The sequence below is a fragment of the Sphingomonas sp. Leaf198 genome, assembly GCF_001424005.1.
Taxonomy (GTDB): domain Bacteria; phylum Pseudomonadota; class Alphaproteobacteria; order Sphingomonadales; family Sphingomonadaceae; genus Sphingomonas.
In genome coordinates this window covers 973,734-998,982 of the sequence record NZ_LMPX01000001.1, presented here as the reverse complement: position 1 = coordinate 998,982, position 25,249 = coordinate 973,734, and the positions used below count along the sequence as shown (strand labels likewise).

23 protein-coding genes are annotated in these 25,249 nt (G+C 65.3%); 14 read left to right on the top strand and 9 right to left on the bottom strand.

The window, feature by feature from the left end:
* Positions 1-21 precede the first annotated feature (21 nt).
* Positions 22-924, bottom strand: a complete 903-nt coding sequence (locus ASG20_RS04560) for a DUF481 domain-containing protein (RefSeq protein WP_056049075.1) — start codon at positions 922-924, stop codon at positions 22-24.
* 52 nt (positions 925-976) lie between these two features.
* Positions 977-1,459: an RNA pyrophosphohydrolase gene (locus ASG20_RS04555; RefSeq protein WP_056049072.1), complete on the bottom strand. Its 483-nt coding sequence runs from the start codon at positions 1,457-1,459 to the stop codon at positions 977-979.
* Positions 1,460-1,533: 74 nt separating this feature from the next.
* Here ASG20_RS04555 and ASG20_RS04550 point away from each other — a divergent pair, with 74 nt between their 5' ends.
* From ASG20_RS04550 to ASG20_RS04540, 3 genes are all read left to right on the top strand, one after another.
* Positions 1,534-2,436 (top strand): histone deacetylase family protein, encoded by a 903-nt coding sequence (locus tag ASG20_RS04550; RefSeq protein ID WP_056049069.1) that lies wholly within the window; start codon positions 1,534-1,536, stop codon positions 2,434-2,436.
* 33 nt (positions 2,437-2,469) lie between these two features.
* Positions 2,470-3,831 carry a cryptochrome/photolyase family protein gene (locus ASG20_RS04545; protein WP_056049066.1) on the top strand — a complete coding sequence of 454 codons (1,362 nt, stop codon included), beginning with the start codon at positions 2,470-2,472 and terminating at the stop codon, positions 3,829-3,831.
* A 195-nt stretch (positions 3,832-4,026) separates the two neighbouring features.
* On the top strand, positions 4,027-5,271 hold the full coding sequence (locus ASG20_RS04540; RefSeq protein ID WP_056049063.1) for an SAM-dependent methyltransferase: 1,245 nt from the start codon (positions 4,027-4,029) through the stop codon (positions 5,269-5,271).
* Positions 5,272-5,352: 81 nt separating this feature from the next.
* Here the strand turns inward: ASG20_RS04540 and ASG20_RS04535 are convergent, their stop codons facing one another.
* Positions 5,353-6,063: an SDR family NAD(P)-dependent oxidoreductase gene (locus ASG20_RS04535; protein WP_056049060.1), complete on the bottom strand. Its 711-nt coding sequence runs from the start codon at positions 6,061-6,063 to the stop codon at positions 5,353-5,355.
* Between the two features lie 16 nt (positions 6,064-6,079).
* Positions 6,080-7,537: an amidophosphoribosyltransferase gene (gene purF / locus ASG20_RS04530; RefSeq protein WP_056049057.1), complete on the bottom strand. Its 1,458-nt coding sequence runs from the start codon at positions 7,535-7,537 to the stop codon at positions 6,080-6,082.
* A 120-nt stretch (positions 7,538-7,657) separates the two neighbouring features.
* Between purF and hisI the strand changes: the two genes are divergently transcribed.
* Genes hisI through ASG20_RS04510 form a run of 4 tightly spaced genes read left to right on the top strand, consistent with a single transcriptional unit; the run spans position 7,658 to position 10,793 of the window.
* Positions 7,658-8,020, top strand: coding sequence for a phosphoribosyl-AMP cyclohydrolase (hisI, locus tag ASG20_RS04525; RefSeq protein ID WP_056049055.1), 363 nt, complete (start codon positions 7,658-7,660; stop codon positions 8,018-8,020).
* Positions 8,017-8,502, top strand: coding sequence for a hypothetical protein (locus tag ASG20_RS04520; protein WP_056049052.1), 486 nt, complete (start codon positions 8,017-8,019; stop codon positions 8,500-8,502). The genes hisI and ASG20_RS04520 overlap by 4 nt, the downstream gene beginning before the upstream one ends.
* Positions 8,503-8,534: 32 nt before the next feature.
* Positions 8,535-8,987: a MerR family transcriptional regulator gene (locus tag ASG20_RS04515; RefSeq protein WP_056049049.1), complete on the top strand. Its 453-nt coding sequence runs from the start codon at positions 8,535-8,537 to the stop codon at positions 8,985-8,987.
* A 3-nt stretch (positions 8,988-8,990) separates the two neighbouring features.
* The gene (locus tag ASG20_RS04510) at positions 8,991-10,793 is read left to right on the top strand and encodes an acyl-CoA dehydrogenase C-terminal domain-containing protein (protein WP_056049046.1); all 1,803 of its coding nucleotides are present in this window, start codon (positions 8,991-8,993) and stop codon (positions 10,791-10,793) included.
* Positions 10,794-10,944: 151 nt separating this feature from the next.
* Here the strand turns inward: ASG20_RS04510 and ASG20_RS04505 are convergent, their stop codons facing one another.
* The 3 genes from ASG20_RS04505 to ASG20_RS04490 all read right to left on the bottom strand — a co-directional run bounded on the left by ASG20_RS04505 (position 10,945) and on the right by ASG20_RS04490 (position 13,751).
* Positions 10,945-11,214 carry a DUF1488 family protein gene (locus ASG20_RS04505; RefSeq protein ID WP_056049042.1) on the bottom strand — a complete coding sequence of 90 codons (270 nt, stop codon included), beginning with the start codon at positions 11,212-11,214 and terminating at the stop codon, positions 10,945-10,947.
* Positions 11,215-11,343: 129 nt separating this feature from the next.
* The gene (locus ASG20_RS04500) at positions 11,344-11,679 is read right to left on the bottom strand and encodes a hypothetical protein (RefSeq protein ID WP_056049038.1); all 336 of its coding nucleotides are present in this window, start codon (positions 11,677-11,679) and stop codon (positions 11,344-11,346) included.
* A gap of 320 nt (positions 11,680-11,999) precedes the next feature.
* Entirely contained in the window at positions 12,000-13,751 is a 1,752-nt protein-coding gene (locus ASG20_RS04490; RefSeq protein ID WP_056049031.1) for an aspartyl protease family protein, read from the bottom strand.
* A gap of 1,491 nt (positions 13,752-15,242) precedes the next feature.
* Here ASG20_RS04490 and ASG20_RS04485 point away from each other — a divergent pair.
* Entirely contained in the window at positions 15,243-15,635 is a 393-nt protein-coding gene (locus ASG20_RS04485; RefSeq protein WP_330218656.1) for a VOC family protein, read from the top strand.
* Positions 15,632-16,252, top strand: coding sequence for a class I SAM-dependent DNA methyltransferase (locus tag ASG20_RS04480; RefSeq protein WP_056049028.1), 621 nt, complete (start codon positions 15,632-15,634; stop codon positions 16,250-16,252). Before ASG20_RS04485 ends, ASG20_RS04480 begins: the two co-directional genes overlap by 4 nt.
* 203 nt (positions 16,253-16,455) lie before the next feature.
* On the opposite strand, the gene ASG20_RS04475 is transcribed toward ASG20_RS04480, so the two are convergent.
* Both ASG20_RS04475 and ASG20_RS04470 read right to left on the bottom strand, forming a co-directional pair.
* Complete coding sequence (locus ASG20_RS04475) at positions 16,456-17,619, bottom strand: MFS transporter (protein WP_056049026.1); 1,164 nt, start codon at positions 17,617-17,619, stop codon at positions 16,456-16,458.
* A 17-nt stretch (positions 17,620-17,636) separates the two neighbouring features.
* The gene (locus tag ASG20_RS04470; RefSeq protein WP_056049023.1) at positions 17,637-18,671 is read right to left on the bottom strand and encodes an aldo/keto reductase; all 1,035 of its coding nucleotides are present in this window, start codon (positions 18,669-18,671) and stop codon (positions 17,637-17,639) included.
* An 89-nt stretch (positions 18,672-18,760) separates the two neighbouring features.
* Here ASG20_RS04470 and ASG20_RS04465 point away from each other — a divergent pair, with 89 nt between their 5' ends.
* The 5 genes from ASG20_RS04465 (at position 18,761) to ASG20_RS04445 (ending at position 25,196) form a co-directional block, all read left to right on the top strand.
* Positions 18,761-19,669 (top strand): LysR family transcriptional regulator, encoded by a 909-nt coding sequence (locus ASG20_RS04465; RefSeq protein WP_056049021.1) that lies wholly within the window; start codon positions 18,761-18,763, stop codon positions 19,667-19,669.
* Positions 19,670-19,901: 232 nt separating this feature from the next.
* On the top strand, positions 19,902-21,692 hold the full coding sequence (locus tag ASG20_RS04460; protein WP_056049018.1) for an ABC transporter ATP-binding protein: 1,791 nt from the start codon (positions 19,902-19,904) through the stop codon (positions 21,690-21,692).
* Between the two features lie 170 nt (positions 21,693-21,862).
* Positions 21,863-22,240 (top strand): hypothetical protein, encoded by a 378-nt coding sequence (locus tag ASG20_RS04455; RefSeq protein ID WP_056049015.1) that lies wholly within the window; start codon positions 21,863-21,865, stop codon positions 22,238-22,240.
* A gap of 134 nt (positions 22,241-22,374) precedes the next feature.
* On the top strand, positions 22,375-24,456 hold the full coding sequence (locus ASG20_RS04450) for a relaxase/mobilization nuclease domain-containing protein (protein ID WP_443025869.1): 2,082 nt from the start codon (positions 22,375-22,377) through the stop codon (positions 24,454-24,456).
* 98 nt (positions 24,457-24,554) lie between these two features.
* Positions 24,555-25,196, top strand: coding sequence for a hypothetical protein (locus ASG20_RS04445; RefSeq protein ID WP_056049009.1), 642 nt, complete (start codon positions 24,555-24,557; stop codon positions 25,194-25,196).
* The last annotated feature ends 53 nt before the right edge of the window (positions 25,197-25,249 follow it).

The window sequence follows — 25,249 nt, the reverse complement described above, 5'->3', positions numbered from 1 at the left end:
CGGACGTGCGAGGGAACAGCGTCAGAAACTGTAGACCAGCGAGGCGCGGCTGGTGGTGTCGGTCGAGACCGAGCCGATCGGGGGCTCGCTTTCATACTGGACGTTGTACGACAGTGCGGCGGACAGCGGGCCGATCAGCTTGGCGGTCAGCGCGGTCGTGCCGCTTAGCGTGCTGTTGTAGCGCTGGACATAGGCGGACGCGACCTGGCTGACCGACAGACCGCTGAGGATCCGGATGCTGAAGTTCGCGGTGCCGCGCGCGGCGATGCTGCTCTGCTCGGTATTGTCGGTGAATTCGGTGTAGCGATATGCCGGCCCGAGCTCGAGATCGAGCTTGGTCCCGGCGGTCTTGATCACGCTGTAACCGGCACCGACCGACGTAGAATAGCGGTTGAAATAGCCGAGGAACCGGTCGCCTTCATACTGCGCGACGCCGTAGATATAGGCGCGTTCGTCGATCTTGTAGTTGGGCTCGTACGAGGCGAGGTAGTGCTCGCGCGTCGTGATGTTGAGATTTTCCTGATAATCGGCCTGGGCGTGGAATTTCTGACGCCAGCGCAGGCCTTCGCGGGCGAGATCGATCACCGCGGTGCCGCCCGCCGTGTTCGAATTGCCGGTCGTCAGATAGCCGCCGACCTCCGCCTTGCCGCTCCAAAGGTCGAGAAAGCTGGCCTGGCGGATCACCTGGGTACGCTGTTCGGCGCGATCCGCCTTCCACTTTTCCGCGACCGCGAGCACCGCGTCGCCGCTGAGCGGATCGGCGGCGCGTGCGTATTTCGCGATCGTCGCGACGTCGGCCTCGTTGCCCGCCTCCAGCGCGGCGTCGAGCATCGCGCGGATCGTCTCGGGAATCATGACCGATTGCGGATCGGGCGCGTTGGCGAGCAACAGCGGGGCGAGGATGAGGCAGAGTAAGCGACGCACGCCGGTTTCCGTAACGGCCGCGCAACCGATTGGGAACTGCGCGGAGAAGCTATTATGCGCCGAGATGTGGCGCGAAGGCGGCGAGTACCTGTTCGTAGAGCGCCTTCTTGAACGGGACGATCAGCCGCGGCAGATCGGCGGGATCGCTCCAGCGCCACGCGCGAAACTCTTCGTGGTCGGTGGCGATGTTCACGTCGGCGTCGGTGCCGAGGAAGCGGTACAGGAACCAGCGCTGCGTCTGGCCGCGCCATTTGCCTTTCCAAACTTTCCCCAGCAGTTCGGGGGGGAGGTCGTAGACGAACTCGCCGGGCGCTTCGGCGATCAGTTCGACCTTGTCCGGGATCACGCCGGTTTCCTCGCCGAGTTCGCGCAGCGCGGCGGCTTCGGCGTCCTCGCCGGGGTCGATCCCGCCCTGTGGCATCTGCCATGCCTCCAGCGGCGAATCGTTGCGCTGGCCGACGAAGATCTTGCCGTCCGCGTTCATGAGCATGATGCCGGCGCAAGGACGGTAGGGCAGGGTCGAAACGTCGGTCAAAATAATCTCCGCAACGCAGATGCTTGGGGCTCGGGCAACTTGGGGGTTGGCAGGCGCGCTCCTACCTACGGAGCATGATCCATGTCGTCCACCATCCCGACTATGTCACGCCAGCGCCGGCGCGCTCGACCTATCGCTGGAACAAGAACGGACTGATCCGCGACCTGCTGCTCGAAAAGGGCGATGCGGTGACGTGGCACCGCGCCGAAACGACTCCGACTGCCTGGCTGGAGGCGGTGCATGACGAGGACTACGTCGCCGAGGTTCTCCGGGCGGACGTGCCGAAGGAGAAGGAGCGGCGGATCGGCTTCCCGGTGACCGCGGCGGTGGCGTCGCGCGCGGCGATCGTCCCACACGGGACATGGCTCGCGGCGTGCCTCGCGCTGGAACACGGGTTCGCGGCGAACACCGCGGGCGGGAGCCATCATGCGCTGGCGAACACCGGCGCGGGGTTTTGCGTGTTCAACGACCTCGCAGTGGCGGCGGCGCGGCTGATCGACGAGGGGCGGGTGGCGCGTGTGCTCGTCGTCGATTGCGACGTGCATCAGGGCGACGGGACCGCGGCGCTGCTCGCTGGGCGGCCGGAGATCGCAACCTACTCGATCCATGCGGAGAAGAATTTTCCGGTGCGGAAGGCGCGTTCGACGGTCGACGTGCCGTTGCCGGACAAGGTCGGCGACGAGGCGTATCTGGCGACGCTGGAGACGACCCTAGTGCCTTTGCTCGACGAGTTCCGGCCGGAGCTGATCCTCTACCAAGCTGGCGTGGATCCGTTCGAGGGCGATCGGCTCGGGCGGTTGGCGCTGACCTTGGATGGTCTGGCAAGGCGGGAGCGGCTCGTCGCTGGCCTTGCGATCGCGCGCGGCGTGCCGCTCGCAAGCACCGTAGGCGGTGGTTACGGCGAGGATGCGCTCGCGATCGCCGAGCGGCACGTGGCGGCAATCATGACGCTGGGGGAATCTTTCGCAGCGGCGTGATGCTGGATCGCGGGTTGCTGCGTTGGGGATGCGATGACGACACCTGTTCTTCTCTGGCTGCGCCAGGACCTCCGCCTTCACGATCACCCCGCGCTGATCGCCGCCGCGCATGCCGGGCCGGTGATCCCGGTCTACGTGCTCGACGACGACGCGCCGGGGAAATGGACAATGGGCGGCGCTCAGCGGTGGTGGCTGCATCACACGCTCGACTCGTTTGCCAAGTCGCTGGCGGACAAGGGATCGAAGCTGGTCCTGCGACGCGGCGATGCGGTCGAGGTGTTGACGGCGCTGATGGAGGAAATCGGTGCCGAGGAGGTGCATGCGATCCGGCATTACGAGCCTTGGTGGCGGAAGGCCGAAGCAGCGCTTGGCGATCGGCTGTGCCTGCATGACGGTAACCATCTTGCCCGCGTCGAGGATGTGAAGACGGGGTCGGGCGGGCAGTTCAAGGTGTATTCCTCGTTCTGGAAGGCGCTGAACCAGATGATGCCCCCGGGCGATCCCGAGCCCGCGCCGCGGACGATCCCGGAGCCGTCGAAGTGGCCGAAGAGCGAGACGCTGGCGGAGTGGGATTTGCTGCCAACCAAGCCGGACTGGTCGACCGGGTTCGGCGATTGGACGCCGGGTGAGGCGCAGGCGTTGAAGAACGCGAAGGCGATGGCGCCGATCGTCGAAGCCTATGACGTCGATCGCAACATGCCGTCGATCGAGGGCACCTCGCGCCTGTCGCCGCATCTCCATTTCGGCGAGATCTCGCCGCGTGCGGTGTGGCATGCTGTCGATGGTCACGGTGACGCGACGACGTTCCGCAAGGAACTGGCGTGGCGCGATTTCACCGATGGCGTCGTGCTGACGATGCCGGACTACGGCGATACGAACGGGCGGCCGAAGTTCGATAAGCTGCCCTGGCGCTCGGGCAAGGAGGCCGAGGCGGACCTGAAGGCATGGCAGGAGGGTAGGACCGGCTATCCGATCGTCGATGCCGGGATGCGTCAGCTCCGGGCGACCGGCTGGATGCACAACCGCGTGCGGATGATCACGGCGAGCTTCCTGGTGAAGCATCTGCTGATCGACTGGCGCGAGGGCGAGCGCTGGTTCTGGGACTGCCTCGTCGATGCCGATTACGGGAATAATTCGGTGAACTGGCAGTGGGTGGCGGGGACCGGAGTGGATTCGAACATGTTCGGTCGGATCATGGCGCCACTGACGCAGTCGGAGAAGTTCGATGCGGGGGATTATATTCGTGATTGGGTGCCGGAACTGGCGAAGGTGACCGGCGAAGCGATCCATGATCCGGACGAGTCCGGCTGCCGGCCGAAGGCGTATCCGGCGAAGATCGTCGGCCACCGCGAAGGGCGGGAGAGGGCGCTCGAAGCCGGGCGGCACGCGCGGTAAGCCGTTGCCGCCGTCACAACCCCCGTCATCCTGACGAAAGTCAGTATCCAGAGCCGTAAACGTCAACGCCCGTAACTCTGGGTCCTGACTTTCGTCAGGATGACGGTTTGGGACGAGTGAGCGGCTGTCCTCATGTTCGAGTGTTTGACGCCTGCCTCTTTCCTAGCCGCGGCCCCTGTTGCATGGAGCGCCGCGATGACTGCCGTTCCCGCTTTCGATGATGTGCCTACCGCGCAGGTTTCCCCGGTCGCGCGCTTCGTCGCGCCGGCGTTTCACCGCTTGCTCGACCGGATCGACGCCGGGCTGAAGAGTGGCGGCATAGATGCACATTTGCCCGACGGCACGCGTCGGCTAATCGGCGGACGGGCTCCGGGGCCTTTGCCCATCGTGACCGTGCACCGCTGGCGCGCGTTGGTGCGGCTCGCAACCGCGGGCTCGGTCGGCTGGTACGAAGGCTGGGCGGCAGGCGACTGGTCGAGCCCCGATCCGGTGCCGCTGTTCGACCTGTTCATGCGCAACCGTCGCTCGCTCGGGAGTTCGGCACGGTCGGGCGGCGTGGTGCGGTTGGCGGCGCGCGCGTGGCACCGGATGCGGCGCAACAACCCGACCGGCTCGCGCAAGAACATTGCCGCGCATTACGACCTCGGCAACGACTTCTACGAGACGTGGCTCGATCCTAGCCTAACCTATTCGAGCGCGATTTTCGCCGAGCCGGTGGACGATGCCGAACCGCATGAGGCGGCGCAGGCGACCAAGCTGCGTGCGATCCTCGACCGGACTGGGGCGCGGGCAGGCGACACTATCCTGGAAATCGGCTGCGGCTGGGGATCGTTCGCCGAGATGGCGGCACGCGCAGGTGTCGGCGTTCATGCGCTGACGCTGTCGACGGAGCAGAAGCGGCAGGTCGACGACCGGATCAGCGCAGCGGGGCTCGACGGCGTGCGCGTGGCGCTGACCGATTACCGCGACGTCACCGGCACCTACGATGCGGTCGCGAGCATCGAGATGGTCGAGGCGGTCGGCGAGGAATATTGGCCGGTGTATCTCGACGCGATCGCGCGCGCGTTGAAGCCGGGCGGGCGCGCGGCGTTGCAGTATATCTCGATCGACGACGCGATCTTCGACTCGTATTCGCGGAGTGTCGACTTCATTCAGCGCTACGTGTTTCCGGGCGGGATGCTGTTGTCCGAGCCGCGGTTTCGCGCGCTTGCGGAAGCGCGGGGGCTCGCGTGGGAGGACCGCCGTGGGTTCGGACTGCACTATGCCGAGACGTTGCGACGGTGGCGGGTTGCGTTCGATGCCGCGGTCGCGGAAGGGCGGTTGCCGGCGCGGTTCGATGCGCGGTTCGTCGCGTTGTGGCGCTACTATCTGATGTATTGCGAGGGCGGGTTTCTCGGCGGCGGGATCGACGTCGCGCAGGTTACGCTGGTGAAGCGGTAGTGTTTTCCTGCGAACGCAGGAGCCCAGGGTAACGGGGGGTGGCGATTGTGATCCTGGGCTCCTGCGTTCGCAGGAGAACGGTTAGCCGACCCGCTCGAAGTGACCGGCTTCAAAACCTTCGATTGCCAGCGCGACGATGCGATCGGCCACGACTGTCGGTTCCTTGACCGAGCTCGGATCCTCGCCCGGATAGGCGCGTGCGCGCATCTTGGTCCGCGTTGCGCCGGGATCGACGATCGCGGTACGGATAGCGCTGATCTCGGCCATCTCGTCGCCGTACGCGCCGAGCAGAGTCTCGAACGCCGCCTTCGACGCGCCGTAGAGGCCCCAATAGGCGCGGGGTTTGCGGCCGACGCTGGAGGTCACGCCGATCACGCGGGCCGACTTCGCCTTCTTCAGCATCGTGTCGAACGCAGCGATCATGGCCGCCTGCGCGCTGACGTTGAGCGTCAGAACCTGCGCCATTTCCTTCGGATCGATCGCCGGCACCGACGACAGCGAGCCGAGCATGCCGGCGTTGAGCACGAGGATGTCGAGCGCATCCCAGCGGTCGCCGATCGCCGTCGCCAGCCGCCCGATGGCTTCGCTCTCCGCCAAGTCGAGTGGTGCGATTGTCGCCGAGCCGCCGGCTGCGTGGATCGCCGCCTCGACTTCTTCGAGACCACCCGGCGTACGCGCCGTCAGGACGACGTGCGCACCCTTTGCCGCCAGCGCGACCGCGGTCGCGGCGCCAATGCCGCGGCTGGCACCGGTGACCAAGGCCAGTCGGCCGTCGAGAGGCTTGTCGGTCATATAAGCTCCGCGAGTATCAGATGACGCGTTCGGCGAGCATCGCGAACTGGTCGACTTCCGAGCCTTCGTCATGGTCGGTCAGCGTCGTCGGATAATCGCCGGTGAAGCACGCATCGCAATATTTTGGGCGGACATCCGCGCGCTTCGCCTCGCCGAGCGCCTTGTAGAGCCCGTCGATCGAGATGAAGTTGAGGCTGTCGGCATGGATGAAGCCGGTCATCCCGCCGAGATCGAGCTTGGCCGCGAGCAGCTTCTCGCGCTCGGGCGTGTCGACGCCGTAGAAGCACGAATGCCGGGTCGGTGGGCTGGCGATCCGCATATGGACTTCGGCCGCACCGGCTTCGCGCATCATCTCGACGATCTTGAGCGAGGTCGTGCCGCGGACGATCGAATCGTCGACGAGGATGACGCGCTTGCCCTTGATCAGCGCGCGGTTGGCGTTGTGCTTGAGCTTAACGCCAAGATGGCGGACCTTGTCGCCTGGCGAGATGAACGTGCGGCCGACATAGTGCGAGCGGATGATGCCGAGCTCGAACGGGATGCCCGACTGCTGCGCATAGCCGATCGCCGCCGGGGTGCCCGAATCGGGGACCGGGATCACGAGGTCGGCATCGACCGGCGATTCGATCGCGAGCTGCGCGCCGATCGCTTTGCGGACCGAATAGATCGAGTGATCGTCGACGATCGAATCGGGGCGCGAGAAGTACACCCACTCGAAAATGCACGGCCGCGCCGCCATCGGTGCGAACGGGCGGATCGAGCGGATCTCGGAGCCCTGGACGATCACCAGCTCGCCCGGCTCGATCGCGCGGACGAAGGTGGCACCGACGACGTCGAGCGCGACCGTCTCGGAGGCGAAGATCACCGCCTCGCCGAGCTTGCCCATCACCAGCGGGCGAATGCCGAGCGGATCGCGGCAGGCGATCATGCCCTCCGGCGTCATCACGATCAGCGAATAGGCGCCTTCGATCTGCTTGAGCGCATCGATGAAGCGATCGAGCAGCGTGCGGTAGTTCGACGTCGCGACGAGGTGGATGATCGTCTCGGTATCGCTGGTCGACTGGAAGATCGAGCCGCGACGGACGAGCTCGCGACGCAAGCGCATCGCGTTCGAGATGTTGCCGTTATGCGCGATCGCGAAGCCGCCGGTCGACAGCTCGGCATAGAGCGGCTGGACGTTACGCAGCGCGGTTTCGCCGGTCGTCGAATAGCGGACATGACCACAGGCGACGGTGCCCGGTAGCGACCGGATAACGTCGTCGCGGTCGAAGTTGCCGGCGACGTGACCCATCGCGCGGTGCGTGTGGAAATGCGCACCGTCGAAGGTCGTGATGCCGGCGGCTTCCTGGCCGCGGTGCTGCAACGCGTGCAGCCCCAGGGCTACGAGCGCGGCTGCGCCATCGGTGGCCGAAACGCCAAACACCCCGCATTCTTCACGGAGTTTGTCGTCATCATAAGGGTTTGTCGTCAGCATGCCGGTTCTCACGTCGTGCGGAAGCTGCCCTATACGAGCGGATCGCCGGCTTGTCGCCTGTTTGTAATAACATTGCGCGCCGCTGGTCGCATTGGGCCGGCTTTCGGGTATATCCGTGGCATGACACATAGCCGCGACATGGGCCTGACGCTCGATCCGAAATTCGATTCCGCCGGGCTCCTGACCGCGGTCGTCACCGATCGCGTATCGGGCGACGTGCTGATGGTCGCGCACATGAACGCCGAGGCGCTGGCGGAAACGCAGGCGACCGGCGAGGCGCATTTCTGGTCGCGGAGCCGCGAAAAGCTCTGGAAGAAGGGCGAGACGTCGGGGAACGTGCTGCGCGTCGCCGAGCTTCGGATCGATTGCGATCAGGATGCGGTATGGGTGATCGTCGATGCGGCGGGGCCGGCGTGCCATACCGGCGAGCGCACCTGCTTCTTCCGGCGGATCGAGGGAGGCAAGCTGGTGCCGGCCGAATGAAACGCGTGCTGCTGCTCGCGCTCGTTCTCGGCGGGTGTGGACGCGAGCCGACGACTGCTGTGGCGGACAGCGCGGGGGCTCGGCTCGAGGCTGCGGCGGAGACTGCGGGAATCGTACCTGATCCAAAGGCGCCACTGCAAGGATCATGGGCACGCGACACGGACCGCGTCTGCGTGGTCGGCACCGCAAAAACCGCCCGGATCGGCGTCAGCGTCGACTATGGCGAGGATCAAGCGTGCGCTGCGTCGGGAACCGTGGAGCGCGCAGGCGATGCGCTCAAGCTCGCGTTCGGTGCCTGCAAGTTCGACGCGCGCTTCGACGGTGATCGCATCGTGTTTCCCGCCGAAGTCCCCGAAGCCTGCGAGTCCCTCTGCACTGGCCGCGCCTCGCTCGCGGCGCTGACCGTCGACCGGCTCAGCGAATCGCGATCGGAGGCCGCGACGCTACGGTCGACAACGGGAAAGTTGCTTTGCGGCAATTGACGTTGACGTAAACGAGAGTTATTTCTCCGGGGATGGCGACACAAGCATCCCCTCGATTGCAGGCGACCCCGCAATCCTACGCGGTGATCGAGCCGCGGCATGATCGCGAGAGCTTCACGATCTCCGACCTCTCCGCCGAGTTCGACGTGACCGCGCGCGCGCTTCGGTTCTACGAGGACGAGGGCCTGATCGCGCCCGAGCGTCGCGGGACTCAGCGTATCTATTCGCACCGCGACCGCGCGCGTCTCGCCTGGATCCTGCGCGGCAAGCGCGTCGGGTTCAGCCTCGGCGAGATCCGCGAGATGATCGACCTGTACGATCTCGGCGACGGTCGGCGTGCGCAGCGTCAGGTCGTGATCGAGCGCAGCCAGGCGCGGATCGCACTGCTGACCGCGCAGAAGCGCGACATCGATCTCGCCATCGACGAACTCACCAGTTTCGTGGCCCTTCTCGAAGTGAGCCGCGCCCAGGACAACCAAGGATAAACCATGCCTCAGTATACGCCCCCCGTCCGCGACACGCGTTTCGTCCTCGAGCATGTCGTCGGCCTCGATCGCTACAATAACCTCCCTGGCTTCGATGCAGCCTCGCCCGACGTCGTCGACGCAGTGCTCGAGGAAGGCGGCAAGTTCGTCGCCGAGGTGCTGTTCCCGCTCAATCTGTCGGGCGACCAGCAGGGTTGCACACGGCACGAGGACGGCTCGGTGACGACGCCGGACGGCTTCAAGGAAGCGTATAAGCAGTATGTCGAGAGCGGCTGGGCGACGCTCGGCAACCAGCCCGAATATGGTGGGCAGGGGATGCCGCACGTCGTGTCGACCGCGTTCCAGGAATACATGATCTCGTCGAACATGGCGTTCGCGATGTATCCAGGGCTCACGCACGGCGCGATCGCCGCGCTGATCGCCAAGGGCTCGGACGCGCAGAAGGCGATGTACGTACCGAAGATGGTGTCGGGCGAATGGGGCGGGACGATGAACCTGACCGAGCCGCAGTGCGGCACCGATCTCGGCCTGATCCGCACCAAGGCCGAGCCTCAGGCGGATGGCTCGTACGCGATCACTGGTACGAAGATCTTCATCTCGTCGGGCGAGCATGACCTGACCGAGAACATCATCCACCTCGTGCTGGCCAAGACGCCGGGCGCACCGGACAGCTCGAAGGGCATTTCACTGTTCGTGGTGCCGAAGTTCCTAGTGAACGAGGACGGGTCGCTCGGCGCGCGCAACGGCGTCACGTGCGGGTCGATCGAGCACAAGATGGGCATCCACGCGAACTCGACCTGCGTGATGAACTATGATTCGGCGACCGGCTGGCTCGTTGGCGAGGAGATGAAGGGCCTCGCGGCGATGTTCATCATGATGAACGCCGCGCGTCTCGGCGTGGGTTTGCAGGGTCTCGGCGTCGCCGAGGTCGCGTACCAGAATGCCGTCCAGTATGCGCAGGATCGCCGCCAGGGTCGCGCGCTGACCGGGCCGAAGGAGCCGCAGGAGAAGGCGGACACGCTGTTCGTCCATCCCGACATCCGCCGCATGCTGATGGAGGGCAAGTCGCTGACCGAGGGCCTGCGTGCGCTGATCCTGTGGACCGCGCTCCAGGCCGATCTCGAGCACCATGCCGAGACGGAGGAGGAACGCCAGCTGGCCGGCGATATCATCAGCCTGCTGACCCCGGTCATCAAGGGCTATGGCACCGACATGGGCTATGCGATCGCGACCAACGCTCAGCAGGTTTATGGCGGCCACGGCTACATCGCCGAATGGGGCATGGAGCAGTATGTCCGCGATGCCCGCATCGCGATGATCTACGAGGGCACCAACGGCGTCCAGGCAATGGATCTGGTCGGGCGCAAGCTCGCGCAGAATGGCGGACGCGGGATCCAAGCGTTCTTCAAGCTCGTGGCGGACGACGTCGCGGCGGCAAAGAACGATCCGGCAACGGCGACGTTTGCCGAGGCGCTGGAGAAGGCCAACGGCCAGCTTCAGGCGGCGACGATGTGGTTCATGGCGAACGGCATGAAGAACCCCGAGAATGTCGGCGCGGGTGCGGTCAGCTACATGCACCTGATGGGAATCGTCGCGGTCGGCACGATGTGGCTGCGGATGGCGGTCGCTGCGACCAAGCTGAAGACAGCGGGTGAGGGCGAGGCTGCGTTCCTCGACGCCAAGCTGGTGACCGCGCGCTTCTACGCCGAGCGGATCCTGCCGGATGCTGGTGCCCTGCGTCGGAAGATCGAGGGCGGGGCGGAATCGCTGATGGCGCTGCCGCCCGAGATGTTCATGGCGGCCTGATCGCCGTGATCGGCCTGAGCTCGCGGATGCGGGCCTGAGATTACGCGAAAACGGCCTGCCACCCTTAGCGGTGAGCAGGCCGTATTCGTATCGGTTGCAGCGCAGACAGCGCTACGATCACCCGGTAAGCCGCTACGCCGCGGCTGCCGGCTTATTCGAGGTCGTTCTCGTCGACGACGACGGTGGTTGCCGACGGCTTGCGCTCGATCGCGGCAAGGCAGGCGTCGATGATGTCGTCGTTGAAGCGGTTGAACAGCTCGATGCCGTCGTCCTCGGGCTCGTCGCCGCTGAGTTCCTTGAGAACCGCGTATTTCACCGCGAACTCATATTCGTCGCCGTCGAACTCGCCGGTAAATTCGATCTGCTTCTCGACGTCGTTGTCGACGACGCTCGACTGGTCGATTTCGAGACTGTTTGCCATGCTGGAACTCCTTGGATTCACGCGTCTACTGCCTGCCCTCGGGCAACAGCGCAAGCCGTCGTCTGCCATCGCGAACGTCGATGACCGATCGCAATCGATGTCACCGCCTTTGGCTGGATGCGAAGGCGCTCAGATCGACAGATCGCGGCGCCTGATCTCGCCCAACACCGCCTCGGCAACCGGGTTGCCGATGTCGCCACCCGACTGCCGATACGCGTCGAGCAAGTCTGCATCCGATGCGCCGTGCAACAAGGCATCGGTTTCGGCCATGAACGTGGCGGCTTCCTGCGCCGCCATCTCGGCCGCATCGTCGCTCGACACCGTTGGTGCGGCACCCGGATCGGGCGCGTGCGCCATCGCGGCGTCCTGCTTGAAGACGTCGAAAGCCTCGGCGGCTTCGTTACGCTCCACGATGGCGATCTCAAGACGAGTGAACAGGTCGAGCGGCGATGCAGTATTTTCCATGCGATCAGCTTATCCGCACTTCGTGGGTCCGAGTAAATGGTTTGCGAGCCTCCCATCCCCCAGGGACGACCGAAAGTAAGACCACCGCATCCAACGCGCGCGCGTGTCCGTAGCTAGGAGCCTGAGGAGGATCGCCATGGGACATGAATGCTGGCTTCCAGAAGCCGACCGGCAGCTTGTTCAACAATACAAGTCGGGTGTCGACGTCGCCGAGATAGCCGAGTCCTTCGGCAGGACGGTCAGCGCGGTGCGCACGCGGGTGGGGACGCTTGGCTTGCAGAGGCGCAAAACGACGAAGGGTTGAACCTTCGAGGCGTGTCTTATTCGAGCGCGATCCTTTTTGCGCGATCGGCCACATGCGGGGCGATCGCCAATGCCGCAGCCTTGTTGCTTGCAGCCTCGCTTGCTCTGCCGGCCTTCGCAGCGGCCACCCCGCGCGAATAGAGCGACCAGGCGTTGCGGGGATTGATCTTCAACGCTGCGTCATAGTCCGCGAGCGCGGCGTCGAACTCGCCGCGACGCAGTCGGACGAGCCCCCGGCTGTCCAGATACGCCGCATTTCCGGGAATCAGCCGGAGTGCGGCGTTGCAGTCCGACAGCGCCTTGTCGAGTTCGCGGTTCAGTTGGCCACGCGCCCAACACCGCCCGTTGAACGCCGTCGATCGCGTGGCGTCCTCGGGATGGGCTCGAAGCCACTGATCGTAATTCACCAGCGCGGCCGCCGGCATCTCGATCCGGTCATACAGTCCACCCAGCGTCAGCCGCCGATCGGAAGAAGGCGCGAGCGACGCATCCGCCGCCTTGATATCCGCGGTCGCGCCATCGCGATCGCCACCACTCAACCGTAGCCCGGCACGAGCAATACGCGCATCTCCGTCGCCCGGCGCGAGCGCGATGGCACGATCGAGGTCAGACAAGGCTGGCAGCATCTGCCGATTGGCGAGACGGGCCATCGCACGTTGCTGATAATATCGTGCTTCGTTCGGTGCCATCGCGACCGCCTTGTCAAAGTCGGCGAGCGCCTCGGTGAGCTTCCGGTTCGACGCGAGGACCGCGCCGCGCCGGCTGTAACCGGCGGCATCGGTCGGTTCGGCCCCCTTGTCGGCGAGATCGATCGCCTTGCCGTCGGCGCTGCGTGCGCCGGACGGCGACAGGCCGAACACGGGTCCGCCTTCATAGGTGAAGAACATCGTCCGGGTCGCATTCGAGACGAAGATCCGGTGCGTCAGGAAGAAGTCGGCGCCGATCAGCATGTCAGCATCGACCAGGGTCAGTTCGGCGATGCGGATCTTTGGTTTCCGGATGACTTCGCCACCGATATCGATCGTGTCGAACGGCGCGTACCACGAGCGCAGCTGGCGTGATCCGATCCCGCTGCTCATGCCATCGGCAACGACATCCGGCGAGCTCGGGGTCACGCCCAGGCGCTTGGCGGCCGCCAAGGTCATGACCGACGATGGCGCCCCGGTATCGAACACCGCGCGAACTGCGTGGCCGTTGACGAGGACGGTGCCGATGGTGTGCGGCTTGAACGGACCGGCCTCCGACCCGCTGAGCTTCACCGTCGATACCGGCCTGTCGCCGGACCAATAGGCGAGGTTCGCCTTGCCGCAATCCTTCGCCACCATCAGCCGGACCATCCCGTGGGGCAGGTCGTATTCGACATCGCGCAGACCGAGGATATTCTGCCCGAGCAAACCCGCCGTTCCGGTGTCGCTGCCACCGACGACGAACGAAATCTTGGGGACCGTCACGCCACCCAATGTAAGGTTCTGGACCATGGCATACCCAGCGGATGCGTCGCCGTTGATGCCCTTCAACCGGAAATTGCCGGGAAGCGAATCGACCTTCAGTCCGAACTCCGTGGCGGTCGCACGCGCGATCATGCTGTAGAACGCACCGCTGTCGAGGATCATGCGCGCATCGCGTCCGCCGAACTGTGCGGTAACCATCGGCCGACGGCCTGCCATCGTCACCGGCAATTCCAGCATCTTGCCGATCTGACATGCGGCGGATGCAGGCGCGGGGGCCAGAAGCACGAAAGCAGCAAACGCCAAGGTTTTCAATGCCATACACCGCCCCTAAAAGACACGCCTACCGCCGGAATTGACCGATGGCGCGCGTGTCATCGCGCGACGACATCGCAAATGCAATCGGCAGTTTCGCGTGTCTGAAAACGCAGCGACAGGCCGAAATCGTGGGTTCTGGAGCCTGCGACGGGGCTTGCTCGTCTCGGCCTTGGCCGAAAGCGTCTCAGTACAGGATGCTCCGAAAACGATGGTCGGGGAGACAGGATGGGAATAGAACCTAATAATTGACAGGAAAAGTCCGCGAGGCAAATATGGCATCGCCGATCACGTTCAGTTCAAGAATGTCGGCCGTCGCGACCGTCGCGGCGTTGTTGGTCGTCCCAATAGACGTATTGCTCCCCCGCAAATGATTCGTGCGGTGGAACATCAATAGGGTGGAACCCTATTGTGTCGTTCAGTGGTGCTAAAAGTGCGTGTCAAAAAGCACACTCCGGCTCACTTACTAGATGCAAACACCCCGAGGCGGATTAAGATAAAGCCGGTAAAAGCTGCGAATTGAAACATAAGCATCATCAAGCGAACATGCGCAGTCGCTACATGGCCGTGAGGTATTATCTTCCGCTTCGGGTGTTCAAATTAATTATTGTGGAAAGATTGTGAACGGGACTGTGAAATTCGGGAATATCTGGAGCAGAGAAGACGACCTTTATCTTGATAATCCGGTTCCTAGCGACTCGTTCGGCTTTGATGTCAAGTGAACCGGACGAAGAGTCGGCTTTCGATACCAAGACGCCGCCATCGTTCGGTGTCTCAATAGAAGCGAATCCTACTACGTTACGTGGCCGTCGAGAATGAATTAACACGTCCAGCGGGCGCATTGTCATGGATTTATTTTTTGATCCAGATCGTCCAGTGCGTTCCACCTCCCGAACGATCTAATGCCTCGGGTATGCACACGGCTTCAAAGCGATAGCGAAGCCTTGTCCAGACGGTCTTTATTGAGGTGAGAACGGCTAAAAGAGCAACGGCTCCGGTGGCAGCCTGAGCCCAGCCTGCCCAATCAATCTCGTTCGCCATGTGCCTGCTACCCCCGCGAGCCGTATGCAGGAAGTTGACCAACAACTTAAAGTGCAAAGCTCGCCGAAACCGCATTCGGTATGAGACGGAGGTCTCGGCGCCATTCAACGCCTTATGCTACAGCAAACGCTCCAGCACTTCCTACAGCGCGGAACGCTAGCTGCCTGCAAAACAACGGTTTTCCATTGATGGTCGGGGAGACAGGATTCCCGACCTAATTTCATCTCAAGCTAAGTGCCTGATTTCACGTCATCGCACGACCCGTGTGTTGGCGGGTTGCACAGCGATGGGTACAACGATGGGCACAAAACGGCAAGCCGGTTCCGGCCGTTCGGCATCGACCACCCGTCGCAAGCGAAACCCAAGCCGTCCGGGGAGGCTGGCGCTTCCGGGACGATTGTCGGAGAAAATCTAGGCCCACGTTTCCCTCCCGCCGGAGTCATGATGCCCCAGCGATTGAGCCTGACCGCGCTACTGGTCGATGACTATGACGACGCCATCGCCTTCTATGTGGGTTCACTCGGCTTCGAGCTGCGCGAGGATATAGTGGTCGCAGAGGCCAAACGCTGGGTCGTGGTGGCACCGCCGGGGGCTGCGAGCGGCCTTCTGCTGGCGCGTGCCGTCGATGACCGTCAGCGTCGCGCGATCGGCGATCAGGCGGGCGGCAGGGTCTTCCTGTTTCTGGAGACCGACGACTTCGCCCGTGACTATGAGGGCTATATCGATCGCGGTGTTCGCTTCACCGAACCGCCGCGACACGAGCCTTATGGCACGGTGGCGGTGTTCGAAGATCCCTATGGCAACCGCTGGGATCTGATCCAGCCGGTCCGTGAAGGTGGTCCGGCATGACCGCGCGCGAGAGCGGGTCCGTCGTCGAGCTCTACCAGCGCCATGGCGCCGCATGGGCCGCGCTGCGGACTGCCAGATTGGTCGAAGCCAAATGGCTGGACCGCTTCTGCGCCCTGCTGCCCGCTGGCGGGGCGATCCTCGATATCGGCTGTGGTTCCGGATTGCCGCTCGCGCGGGATCTTGCGCGCCGCGGGTTCGACGTGACTGGGGTGGATGCGGCGGAAACGATGCTGGCGCTGTTTCGCCAGAACCTCCCGGACATGACCGCCTCTCGCTGCGACATGCGCGAGCTTGCACTGGGGCGGCGGTTCGCCGGGTTGCTTGCATGGGACAGTTTCTTCCATCTGTCGCCGGAAGAGCAGCGCGGCATGTTTCCGCGCTTCGCGGCACATGCCAATCGAGATGCAGCGCTCATGTTCACCAGTGGCAATGCGGAAGGCGCTGCGATCGGAGCGCTGGAGGGTGAGCCGCTCTATCACGGCAGCCTTGATCCCGAGGAGTATCGCAAGCTGCTGGACGCGAACGGCTTCGATGTCGTCGCGCATGTGGTGGAGGATCCGGATTGCGGAAATCGCACCGTCTGGCTGGCGCGCCAGCGTCCCACCGGAAGGGGCTGAGCCAGCCCAGGGGCGGAGCCGGATGCGGATCTGCCACGAACCCCTGCGCGAGCGTCGCCCCGTCGAGCCGTGCCGACAATGTCTTCGACCGATGCTCGTCCAGCGAACTTCAAGCGGAATACCGCTCACCCTATCACGATGAAGCGGTATTCCGCACGGGTTGAAGATAGTGGCCAATTCGCTCGAGGGGTGATGGCCTTAACTCAAGCGGGGCAGGCGTCAGAACGTGGCCGGCGTTGGAACGCCAGCAGCATCGCAAACGCGGCGGCGGCCATGCCGGCACCGGCAAGCGACACCGCCGGCAGGCCGAGCCCCGCACCGATCACCCCGCCGCCGAGCGCCGCACCGATCGCGTTGCCGAGATTGAACGCACCGATGTTCATCGCCGAGGCAAGGTTGGGCGCGTCGGCTGCCGCCTCCATGACCCGCATCTGCAGGGGCGGCACGATGGCGAAGCTGGCGATGCCCCAGATCAGGATCGTGGCGGCGACGGGCCACGGCCAGTGCATGACGCCCGCGAACACGATCAGCGCCACGGCGAGGACGGTGAAGCTGGCGACCAGCGTCCGCTCGATCGACCGGTCTACCAGCCGTCCGCCGAGCGTGTTTCCGATCGTCAGCCCGATGCCGTAGAGCACCAGCATTGCCGTCACGAACGCCGTCGAAGCTTGGGTCTCCTCGCGCAGGATCGGGACGATGTAGGTGAAGACGGTGAACATCGCACTGGCGCCCACCACGGTCAGCGCCAGCGCCGCCAGCACCGGTCCACGCGTCAGCACGCGGAGTTCGGCCGCGATGTCGCCATCGGTTGATGCCGGAAGCGAGGGCAGGGCAACGCGTAGCGCCACCATCGCCACCGCACCGACGCCGGCGATCCCGGCAAAGGCGGTGCGCCAACCGAGCGCCTCGCCGGCCCAGGTGGCCAGTGGCACCCCGCCGATCGTGGCCACCGTCAGGCCGGTGAACATCGCGGCGACCGCGCCCGCGCGCCGGTCGGGCGGCACGATGCTGGCGGCGACCACCGAGCCGACGCCGAAGAAGGCGCCATGGTTGAATGAGGTGACGACCCGCGCGACCATCAGGGTCCAATAGCCGTCCGCCAGTGCCGACAGCGCGTTGCCGAGTGTGAAGATGGCCATCAGCCCGACCAGCAGCGTCCGCCGGTTCACGCGGCCGGTCGTCAGCGTCATCAGCGGCGCGCCGATCAGCACGCCCATCGCATAGGCACTGACCAGCAGTCCCGCCGCAGGGATCGAGACGCCGAGATCGGATGCGATGCCCGGCAACATGCCCATCGCCGCGAACTCGGTCACGCCGATGCCGAACGCACCCATGGCGAGCGCTAGAAGAGGGGGATTGAGTTTCATGGAATTAATCCCTGTCGTCAGACGAGCGGCGGGTTCAGGCGGGCAAAGCCCTCCTGCTGGACGTAGGGCGTGTGCGGATAGGGCGGCAGCACGGCGCTTGCCGCATCCAGTGTTGCGATCTGCTCGGCCGTCAACGCCCAGCCGACCGCGCCAAGATTGTCGCGTAGCTGCGCTTCGTTGCGCGCGCCGATGATGACCGAGGCGACGGTCGGCCGCTGCAACAGCCAGTTGATCGCGATCTGCGGCACACTCTTGTCCGTCTCGGCCGCAACCGCCTCCAAAGCATCGATCACGCGGTAGAGATGCTCGGCCTCGACCGGTGGGGCGAACTGTTCGGTATCGTGCAGGCGGCTGGCTGCAGGGATCGGACGGTTGCGCCCGATCCGTCCGGTCAGGCGGCCCCAGCCGAGCGGGCTCCAGACCAGCGCGCCGACACCCTGGTCGTGGCCAAGCGGCATCAGGTCCGCTTCATAGGCGCGGCCGATCAGCGAGTAATAGACTTGGTGCGCGACGAGGCGGGGCCAGCCATGGCGGTCGGCGAGGCCTTGCGCCTTCATCAATTGCCAGCCGGGATAGTTGGAGACGCCGGCATAGCGGACCTTGCCCGCCGTGATCAGCCCGTCGAGCGTGCCCATCAGTTCCTCGGCCGGCGTCGAGGCATCGAAGGCGTGGAGCTGGAGCAGATCGATATGGTCGGTGCCGAGCCGACGCAGCGACGCTTCCACCGCGCCGATCAGCCGTGTGCGCGAGACGCCCCAATCCTGCGGTCCGTCGCCGAGCGGCAGGCCGGTCTTGGTCGAGAGTATTACTGCGTCGCGTCGACCCTTGATCGCGGCGCCCAGCACCTCCTCCGACGCGCCATTGGAATAGACGTCGGCGGTGTCGAACAGCGTGACACCCGCATCGAGGCAGATGTCGACCAGCCGCCGCGCCTCCGTTGCGTCGCTCTGCCCCCATGCACTGAACAGCGGTCCGGTGCCGCCGAACGTGCCGGTGCCGAAGGACAGCGCGGGCACCCGCAGTCCCGATGCGCCCAGTTGTCGATATTCCATCTGCCACCCTTCCATGCTTTCCGTCAGGCGCATAAATGGCGAGAACGCCGCCGGGCCATAAGCCGGTGGAGATGCGAAGGAGCTGTGCGTTGGATGCAAAGCTGACCGGCGAAACCGATCGTGCCCGCTCGCTCGCGCTGTTCGCCGCAGTGGTGGAGCAGGGCAGCTTCTCCGCGGCTGGTCGGATGGTCGGCCTGACGGCGTCGGCGGTCGCGCGCGCGATCGATCGGATCGAGGCGCGTCTCGGGGTGCGGCTGTTGCTGCGTTCGACCCGTATGCTGACACTGACCGCCGAGGGGCAGGCCTATCTCCAGGCCGCGCGGCGGATCCTGGCCGACCTCGACGATGCCGAGCAGCAGATCGCCGATCAGGGGGCGCCGCGCGGCCGGCTGCGGATCAGTGCGGCGCTGTCGCACGGCCGGCTGTGTGTCGTGCCGCTGCTCAAGGACTTCGCCCACCTCTATCCGCACATCCTGATCGACATCGCGCTGACCGACGCGCTGGTCGACGTCGCTGGTGGGCAGGCCGACGTGGCAATCCGCTTCGGCCCGCTGTCGGACAGCAGCCTGACCGCGCGCAAGCTGGGCGAGAGCCGGCGGGTGATCGTCGCTGCACCGGACTATCTCGCGCTCCGTGGGACGCCGGTGGTGCCGGAGGATCTGCACGGGCATAACTGCCTGAACTTCGACTTCCGCCGGGTCGAACCGAGCTGGCCATTCCGCCGCGACGGTCGAGATATGTCGTTGTCGGTGAGGGGCAATATCGAGGCGAACAACGGCGAGACGCTCGGGCAACTCGCTGCTGCGGGCGTCGGCGTCACCCGTGTCGGCCGGTTCAGCGTGGTGGATGCGATCGCCGAGGGACGGCTGGTGCCGTTGCTGGAGAAGTATAATCCCGGCGACGTAGAGCTGATCCATGCGGTGTTCGTGGGCGGCGCGACCGTGCCCGCCCGCGTCAGGGCGTTCGTCGATTTTCTCGCCGAACGACTGGCGCATTGACGGCGCATCGTCGTCGCACCTGTCGGGATGGAGATGCACGGCATCATCTGCTATCAGCGTGTCGTCCAGCGATTCACAGGGAAGGGGCGACGATGACCGATCAGATCACGCTCCTTCGTGGGGTTCAACGCATTGGCGGCCTGCTCCGCCGCTGACCTGCGCGGCTTTCGATAAGAGCCGTTTCCTATATCGCTGACGCAAGGACCGCGCCCTATGGTGCGGTAATCTCTCCATGACCGATGACGACGAAGACCTGTTTCCGCGCGCCTCCGTACTGCGCAAGGTATTGTCCTTCACCTTCCGCCTGTGGCGCCGGACACCGTTGCTCGCCGCTGCCTGTGTTGCGGCGATGCTGCTGTCGACACTGACCGAGGTGTTCGTGCCGCTCTATGCCGGCCGGATGATCGATGCCGTCGGTGGCGGCGATGCCGGTGCGGCATGGCTGGCGTTCGGTGCCATTGCCACGCTGGGTGTGGCCATGGTGCTGTTCCGCCATCTGGGCTGGTGGGCGATCACGCCGTTGACGCTCGGCATGATGCGCGATGTGACGCAGGAGGCGTTCGCACGGGTCCAGCGGCTGTCGACTGACTGGCATGCCAACGCCTTCTCCGGATCGACCGTGCGGCGGATCACGCGTGGCATGTGGGCGCTCGATACGCTCAACGACGTGCTGCTGCTCTCGCTGCTGCCGTCGTTGACGGTGCTGGTGGGAACGGTGGTCCTGCTCGCCGCGCACTGGCCGTTGCTCGGACTGGTAATGGGGGTGGGTGCGCTCGCCTATATCACGCTTACGGTCGGGATGGCGACGCGGGTGCTCGCGCCGATCGCGCGGCTGTCGAACCAGTGGGACACGAAGATGGGCGGCGTGCTGGCCGATGCAATCGGCACGAACGCGGTGGTGAAGGCCTTCGGCGGCGAGGCGCAGGAAGAAGCGCTGCTCGCGCGGACCGTCGCCAAATGGCACCGGCGCACGCGCCGGACCTGGATGGCGTTCACCTGGGCCGGCTCCGGCCAGCTCGCATTGCTCTGGCTCATCCGCATCGCGGCCACCGGGGCGGCGCTATGGCTGTGGTCGCGCGGGCAGGCGAGCGCGGGGGACATGGCCTATGTCGTTACCAGCTATCTCGTGCTGAACGGCTATCTCCGCGACATCGGCCAGTATGTCCATCAGCTCCAGCGGTCGGTGAACGAGATGGAGGAACTGGTCGCGCTCCACGAAGAGCCGCTGGGTGTCGCCGATCGCGCCGACGCGCATCCGATCGCAATTGAGGCGGGCGCAATCCGGTTCGAGGACGTGACCTTCCGCTATGCCGGCCAGGACTGGCCGCTCTACGAGCATCTGACCGTCACCATTCCCGCCGGGCAGCGCGTCGGGCTGGTGGGGCCATCGGGTTCCGGCAAGACCAGCTTCGTGAAGCTGATCCAGCGACTCTACGACGTCGATGCCGGCCGGGTGACGATCAACAGGCAGGACGTGAAGCTGGCGACGCAAGCGTCGCTGCGCCGGCAGGTCGCGATCGTGCCGCAGGAGCCGGTGCTGTTCCACCGCACGCTGGCCGAGAATATCGGCTATGGTCGTCCCGAAGCGAGCCAGGCAGAGATCGAGCAGGCCGCCCGGCTTGCCAACGCGCATGACTTCATCGCGGCGTTGCCGAAAGGCTATCGCACGCTGGTCGGCGAGCGGGGTGTGAAGCTGTCGGGCGGCGAGCGCCAGCGCGTGGCGATCGCGCGGGCCTTTCTCGCCGACGCGCCGATCCTGATCCTGGACGAGGCGACCTCCAGCCTTGATTCCGTATCCGAGGCCGCGATCCAGCAGGCGATGGAGCGGCTGATGGTCGGCCGCACCGCGATCGTCATCGCGCACCGGCTGTCGACCGTTCGTGCGCTCGACCGCATCCTCGTGTTCGCGGCGGGGCGGATCGTCGAGGATGGATCGCATGATGATCTGCTGGTGGTCGATGACGGCCACTATCGCCGCCTGTTCGAGCGGCAGACAGGGGCCGCGACGCCGGAAATCGCCTGACCTTCATCCGCTCCACGGCAGTCATGAGGGAGTAACAAGGAAAGGAGCAGCTCCGGCCTACGCCTGCGCTGTCGAAGGAGGAAAGGAGGTAGCAGGATGGGTGGTGTATGACACCACAATCTGCTATCGCAGACCTGCTCCGCGCCGGGGCTTGTCGCAGGGGAGGGGCAGTGAGCCAGGACGAAGGTGCTCGACCGCGTCGTCAGGAACGTGGCAAGCGTGCGGCGCGGGTCGATACCGGGGACCGCATCGTCTTCCGGGTCAATGCCGAGGAGCGACAGCGTCTGGTGAGCGAGGCGGGCGAACTAGGCATCTCCGCCTATGTTCGCGCGCGACTGTTCGGCGGAGGCGTGCGCAATCGCGATGCGCTGCGCAAGATCGCCGCGCTGCATGTCGCGGGTCGCCGCATCCAGCAGCTTGCCGAAAAGCCGGGTGTCGATGAGTTCGTGATCGCCGATACGCTCGGCGACGTGTGCGCCGCGATCCGTGGGCTCGTCGACGAACTGGATGACGTGGTGGGCGATGACGAGAAGGCGCCCGCCCCGTGATCGTGAAGCATATCCCCGCACGGCCTGCCGGACGCAATGCGACGGTCGAGCGGGCGAGACATGCCCGCAACCTCGTCGACTATCTCCGGCAGCCCGAGAAGCAGAGCGCGGAGAAGGATTACCAGGTTGCCTATATGCTGAGCGAGAAGCTCGGCGATACGAAAGGCGAGCGCCTCTTCCATATCGGTGCGCGCAACTTCGTCAGCAGCGACATCGACGGGCAACGCGCCGAGATGATCGCCGTGGCCCAGGCGGCTAGCCGCAGCCCCAACCCTATCGATCACTGGCTGCTCAGCTGGCGCGAGGGCGAGTTGCCGACGCCGACGGAGATCGACGAGACTGTCGCGATGTTCGTCGAGCACCTCGGCGTTGGCGGCCAGCCCTGCATCTATGCCTGCCATGGCGACACCGACAATCGTCACGTCCATCTCGCGCTCAACCGCTATGACCCGCTGGCGCGGCGGATGATCGAGATCAACGATGGCTTCACCCGCGAAGCGGCGCATCAGGCGGTCGCCCTCATCGTCGATCGGTTCGGCTGGCAGGCGGAAGCCGACGCCCGCTATGCGGTCGTGGACGGCAGGCCAGTCATGGCCGCCGGTGCCGCGGCACGGCAGTCGGAAGGGCGCAAGCCGATCGGCGCGAAGGCGGCGGCGTATGAGAACCGGACCGGCTATCGCTCGGCGCAACGGATCGTGCAGGAGGAGGCGGTGCCGCGCATCAAGGCGGCGCGGTCATGGCGTGACCTGCATGCCGCGCTGGCGGAGGTCGGGATCCGCTACGACCTCGTCGGCACCAATGGCGTGACGCTGACGGTCGGCGACGAGCGGGTGAAGGCGTCGAGCGTGGATCGGGCGATCACCCGGACGCAGGTCGAGAAACGGATCGGGGCGTTCGAGCCGCGCGCAGCGGCGATCAACGACGTGCTTCGTGATCCAAACGGTGATCGGCTGGCCGAAGCGTTCCGCGCCGACGAATATCGCGCCGAATGCGAACGTTGGCGCCAGCACCAGCAGGCTGGTCGTGAGCAGCGGGCAGCTTTGGTCCGTGAAAGTCTGGATGAGAAGAAACAGGTGCGTCCTGCGGAGCGGGAGCGTCGGGCAAGGTTGATGCCACCGCCGCCCGATCTGGAGAGCTGGTATTATGCTCGTCGCGAAGTCACGTTCGTTTCGCGCTGGCGAAATCGCCTGCGGGTAACGGAACTGCCGCACTTCAGCGGCGGCGCTATCCGCACGACACATCTACCCAGCGAGATCGATGGCTATCACGGCTATCCGTGTTCGGACGGCGTGCGCTACGCGCGAGGGCCGGAAGATCCGACCGCGTTCGTTGATCGCGGCACGAGGATCGGTGTCGTCATTCAGGATGACCAGGCGATGCTGGCGGCCTTGCGGCTGGCGGCGCTGAAGTTCGACGGCAAGGTGTCCGTCAACGGCGACGAGCAGTTCCGCGAGCGCACCTTTCAGCTCGCCCAGCGGAACGGGCTGGGTCATGTCCTGACAAATCCCGATCTGGCTGCTCGGTGGCAGGCCATGCAGCCCAAGTCACCATCTCGGGTGGTCCCGATATCGCCGGCCATCACCGAGCCGGATGTGCGAAGGAGGGAGGGGGAACTGGCCAAAGGCAAGATTGCCGACAGACCCAGAGTTGCGACGAAAAACCAGATGGACCCCGTCGTCACTGCGCCGCCTGCCAAACCAGCGCTACGGCCGGCAGCGCCGAATGGATCGGGACGCACGATCGGTTCAGATTCCGCCCCGCCGCCCAAACCTGCTGGCGACCGGCCCGATGTTCGGGAGGCTGTTCGTGCTCGCGAGGCTGAAATTCTAAAACGGTCATGGGCTCACGCCTTTACTAAATTGGAGGAGATGGAACGCCTGCCGGTGCGCGACGAGGCTGGACGGTGGACGATCGACACCGATGGTCTGTCGCTGCCCGAGCGACGCGCGCTGTCCAATCCGGACCGTGAGGCGGAGACGCAACAGCGGCTCGCCGAGATAGCTGCCGACCGCGCCAAGCGCGAGCGTGGAACGGCGCAGCATGGCGAAATCGGTAGGTTGGCTACGCCAAAACCTTCGCCGATCGCACCGTCCGGCAAGGCTGCTGGTTCGCAAGCCGACCGACAGCAACGGCGCATTCCGCCAATACTGAGCAGGGGACCAGATGATGTGACCGGCACCCCGCCCGGCGGCGGGAGAACCGGGCCCGGACGCTGAGAGGAAGGGTAAGCCTGTCGGCTGCACCATGATGGTGAAAAACTGACCCCGGCGACGCGTGAACAGCCCCGCATCGCCTTGAAGACGGAAATACCCTGATGAAGACCAAGAAGACGGCTGTGACGACGACGTGGCAGAGCCCGGCGCAAGTGATGGACACCCTGTTCGATGTCCGCGAACCCGGCTGTGACGGTGTCGGTTTCGCGCTGCTGCGTCCCCGCGCCAAGCAGAAGGCGAACAGCGTCGCGGCGCTGATCGGCGCGAAGCTCTCGCCCATCAAGCCGGCGGTTAGCACGCCGACGACGGCGTGCGGCATGCCGGTGACCGCGCGCGATCACCGGGTCGTACTGGCGCGCGGCGTCGCCGACACCGCGCTCACCCGGCTGCTCGACGATTACGATGCCGCGACGCGCCCGCACCAGCGGCTGCTGGCGGCGGTCATCACCGTGCGCGGTGACGAGGACATGCCCGCGCACGATCTGCTCGACATGGCGGCGACCTATGCCACCATCCATCTGGCGCGGGGTCGCCGGCTGACCAGCGTGGTCGCACTGCACACGCCCGGTGACGAACTGAGCAGGGCGTTGCCGCACGCACATATCTGCATCCTCGCCCGCCAGCATACCCCAAGCGGCTGGCTTGCCGAGCATGAGGACCTGACCGACACCGCACACGGCCTGTGGGCGGAGGAATGGGCAGCGTTCCGCGCCGGCTGGGAGAGGATCGCGGCGGCGGCATAACCGTGTCGACGGGGCGGCTGGCGCCGCCCCGTCTGCCATGCGTGTGTGATCGT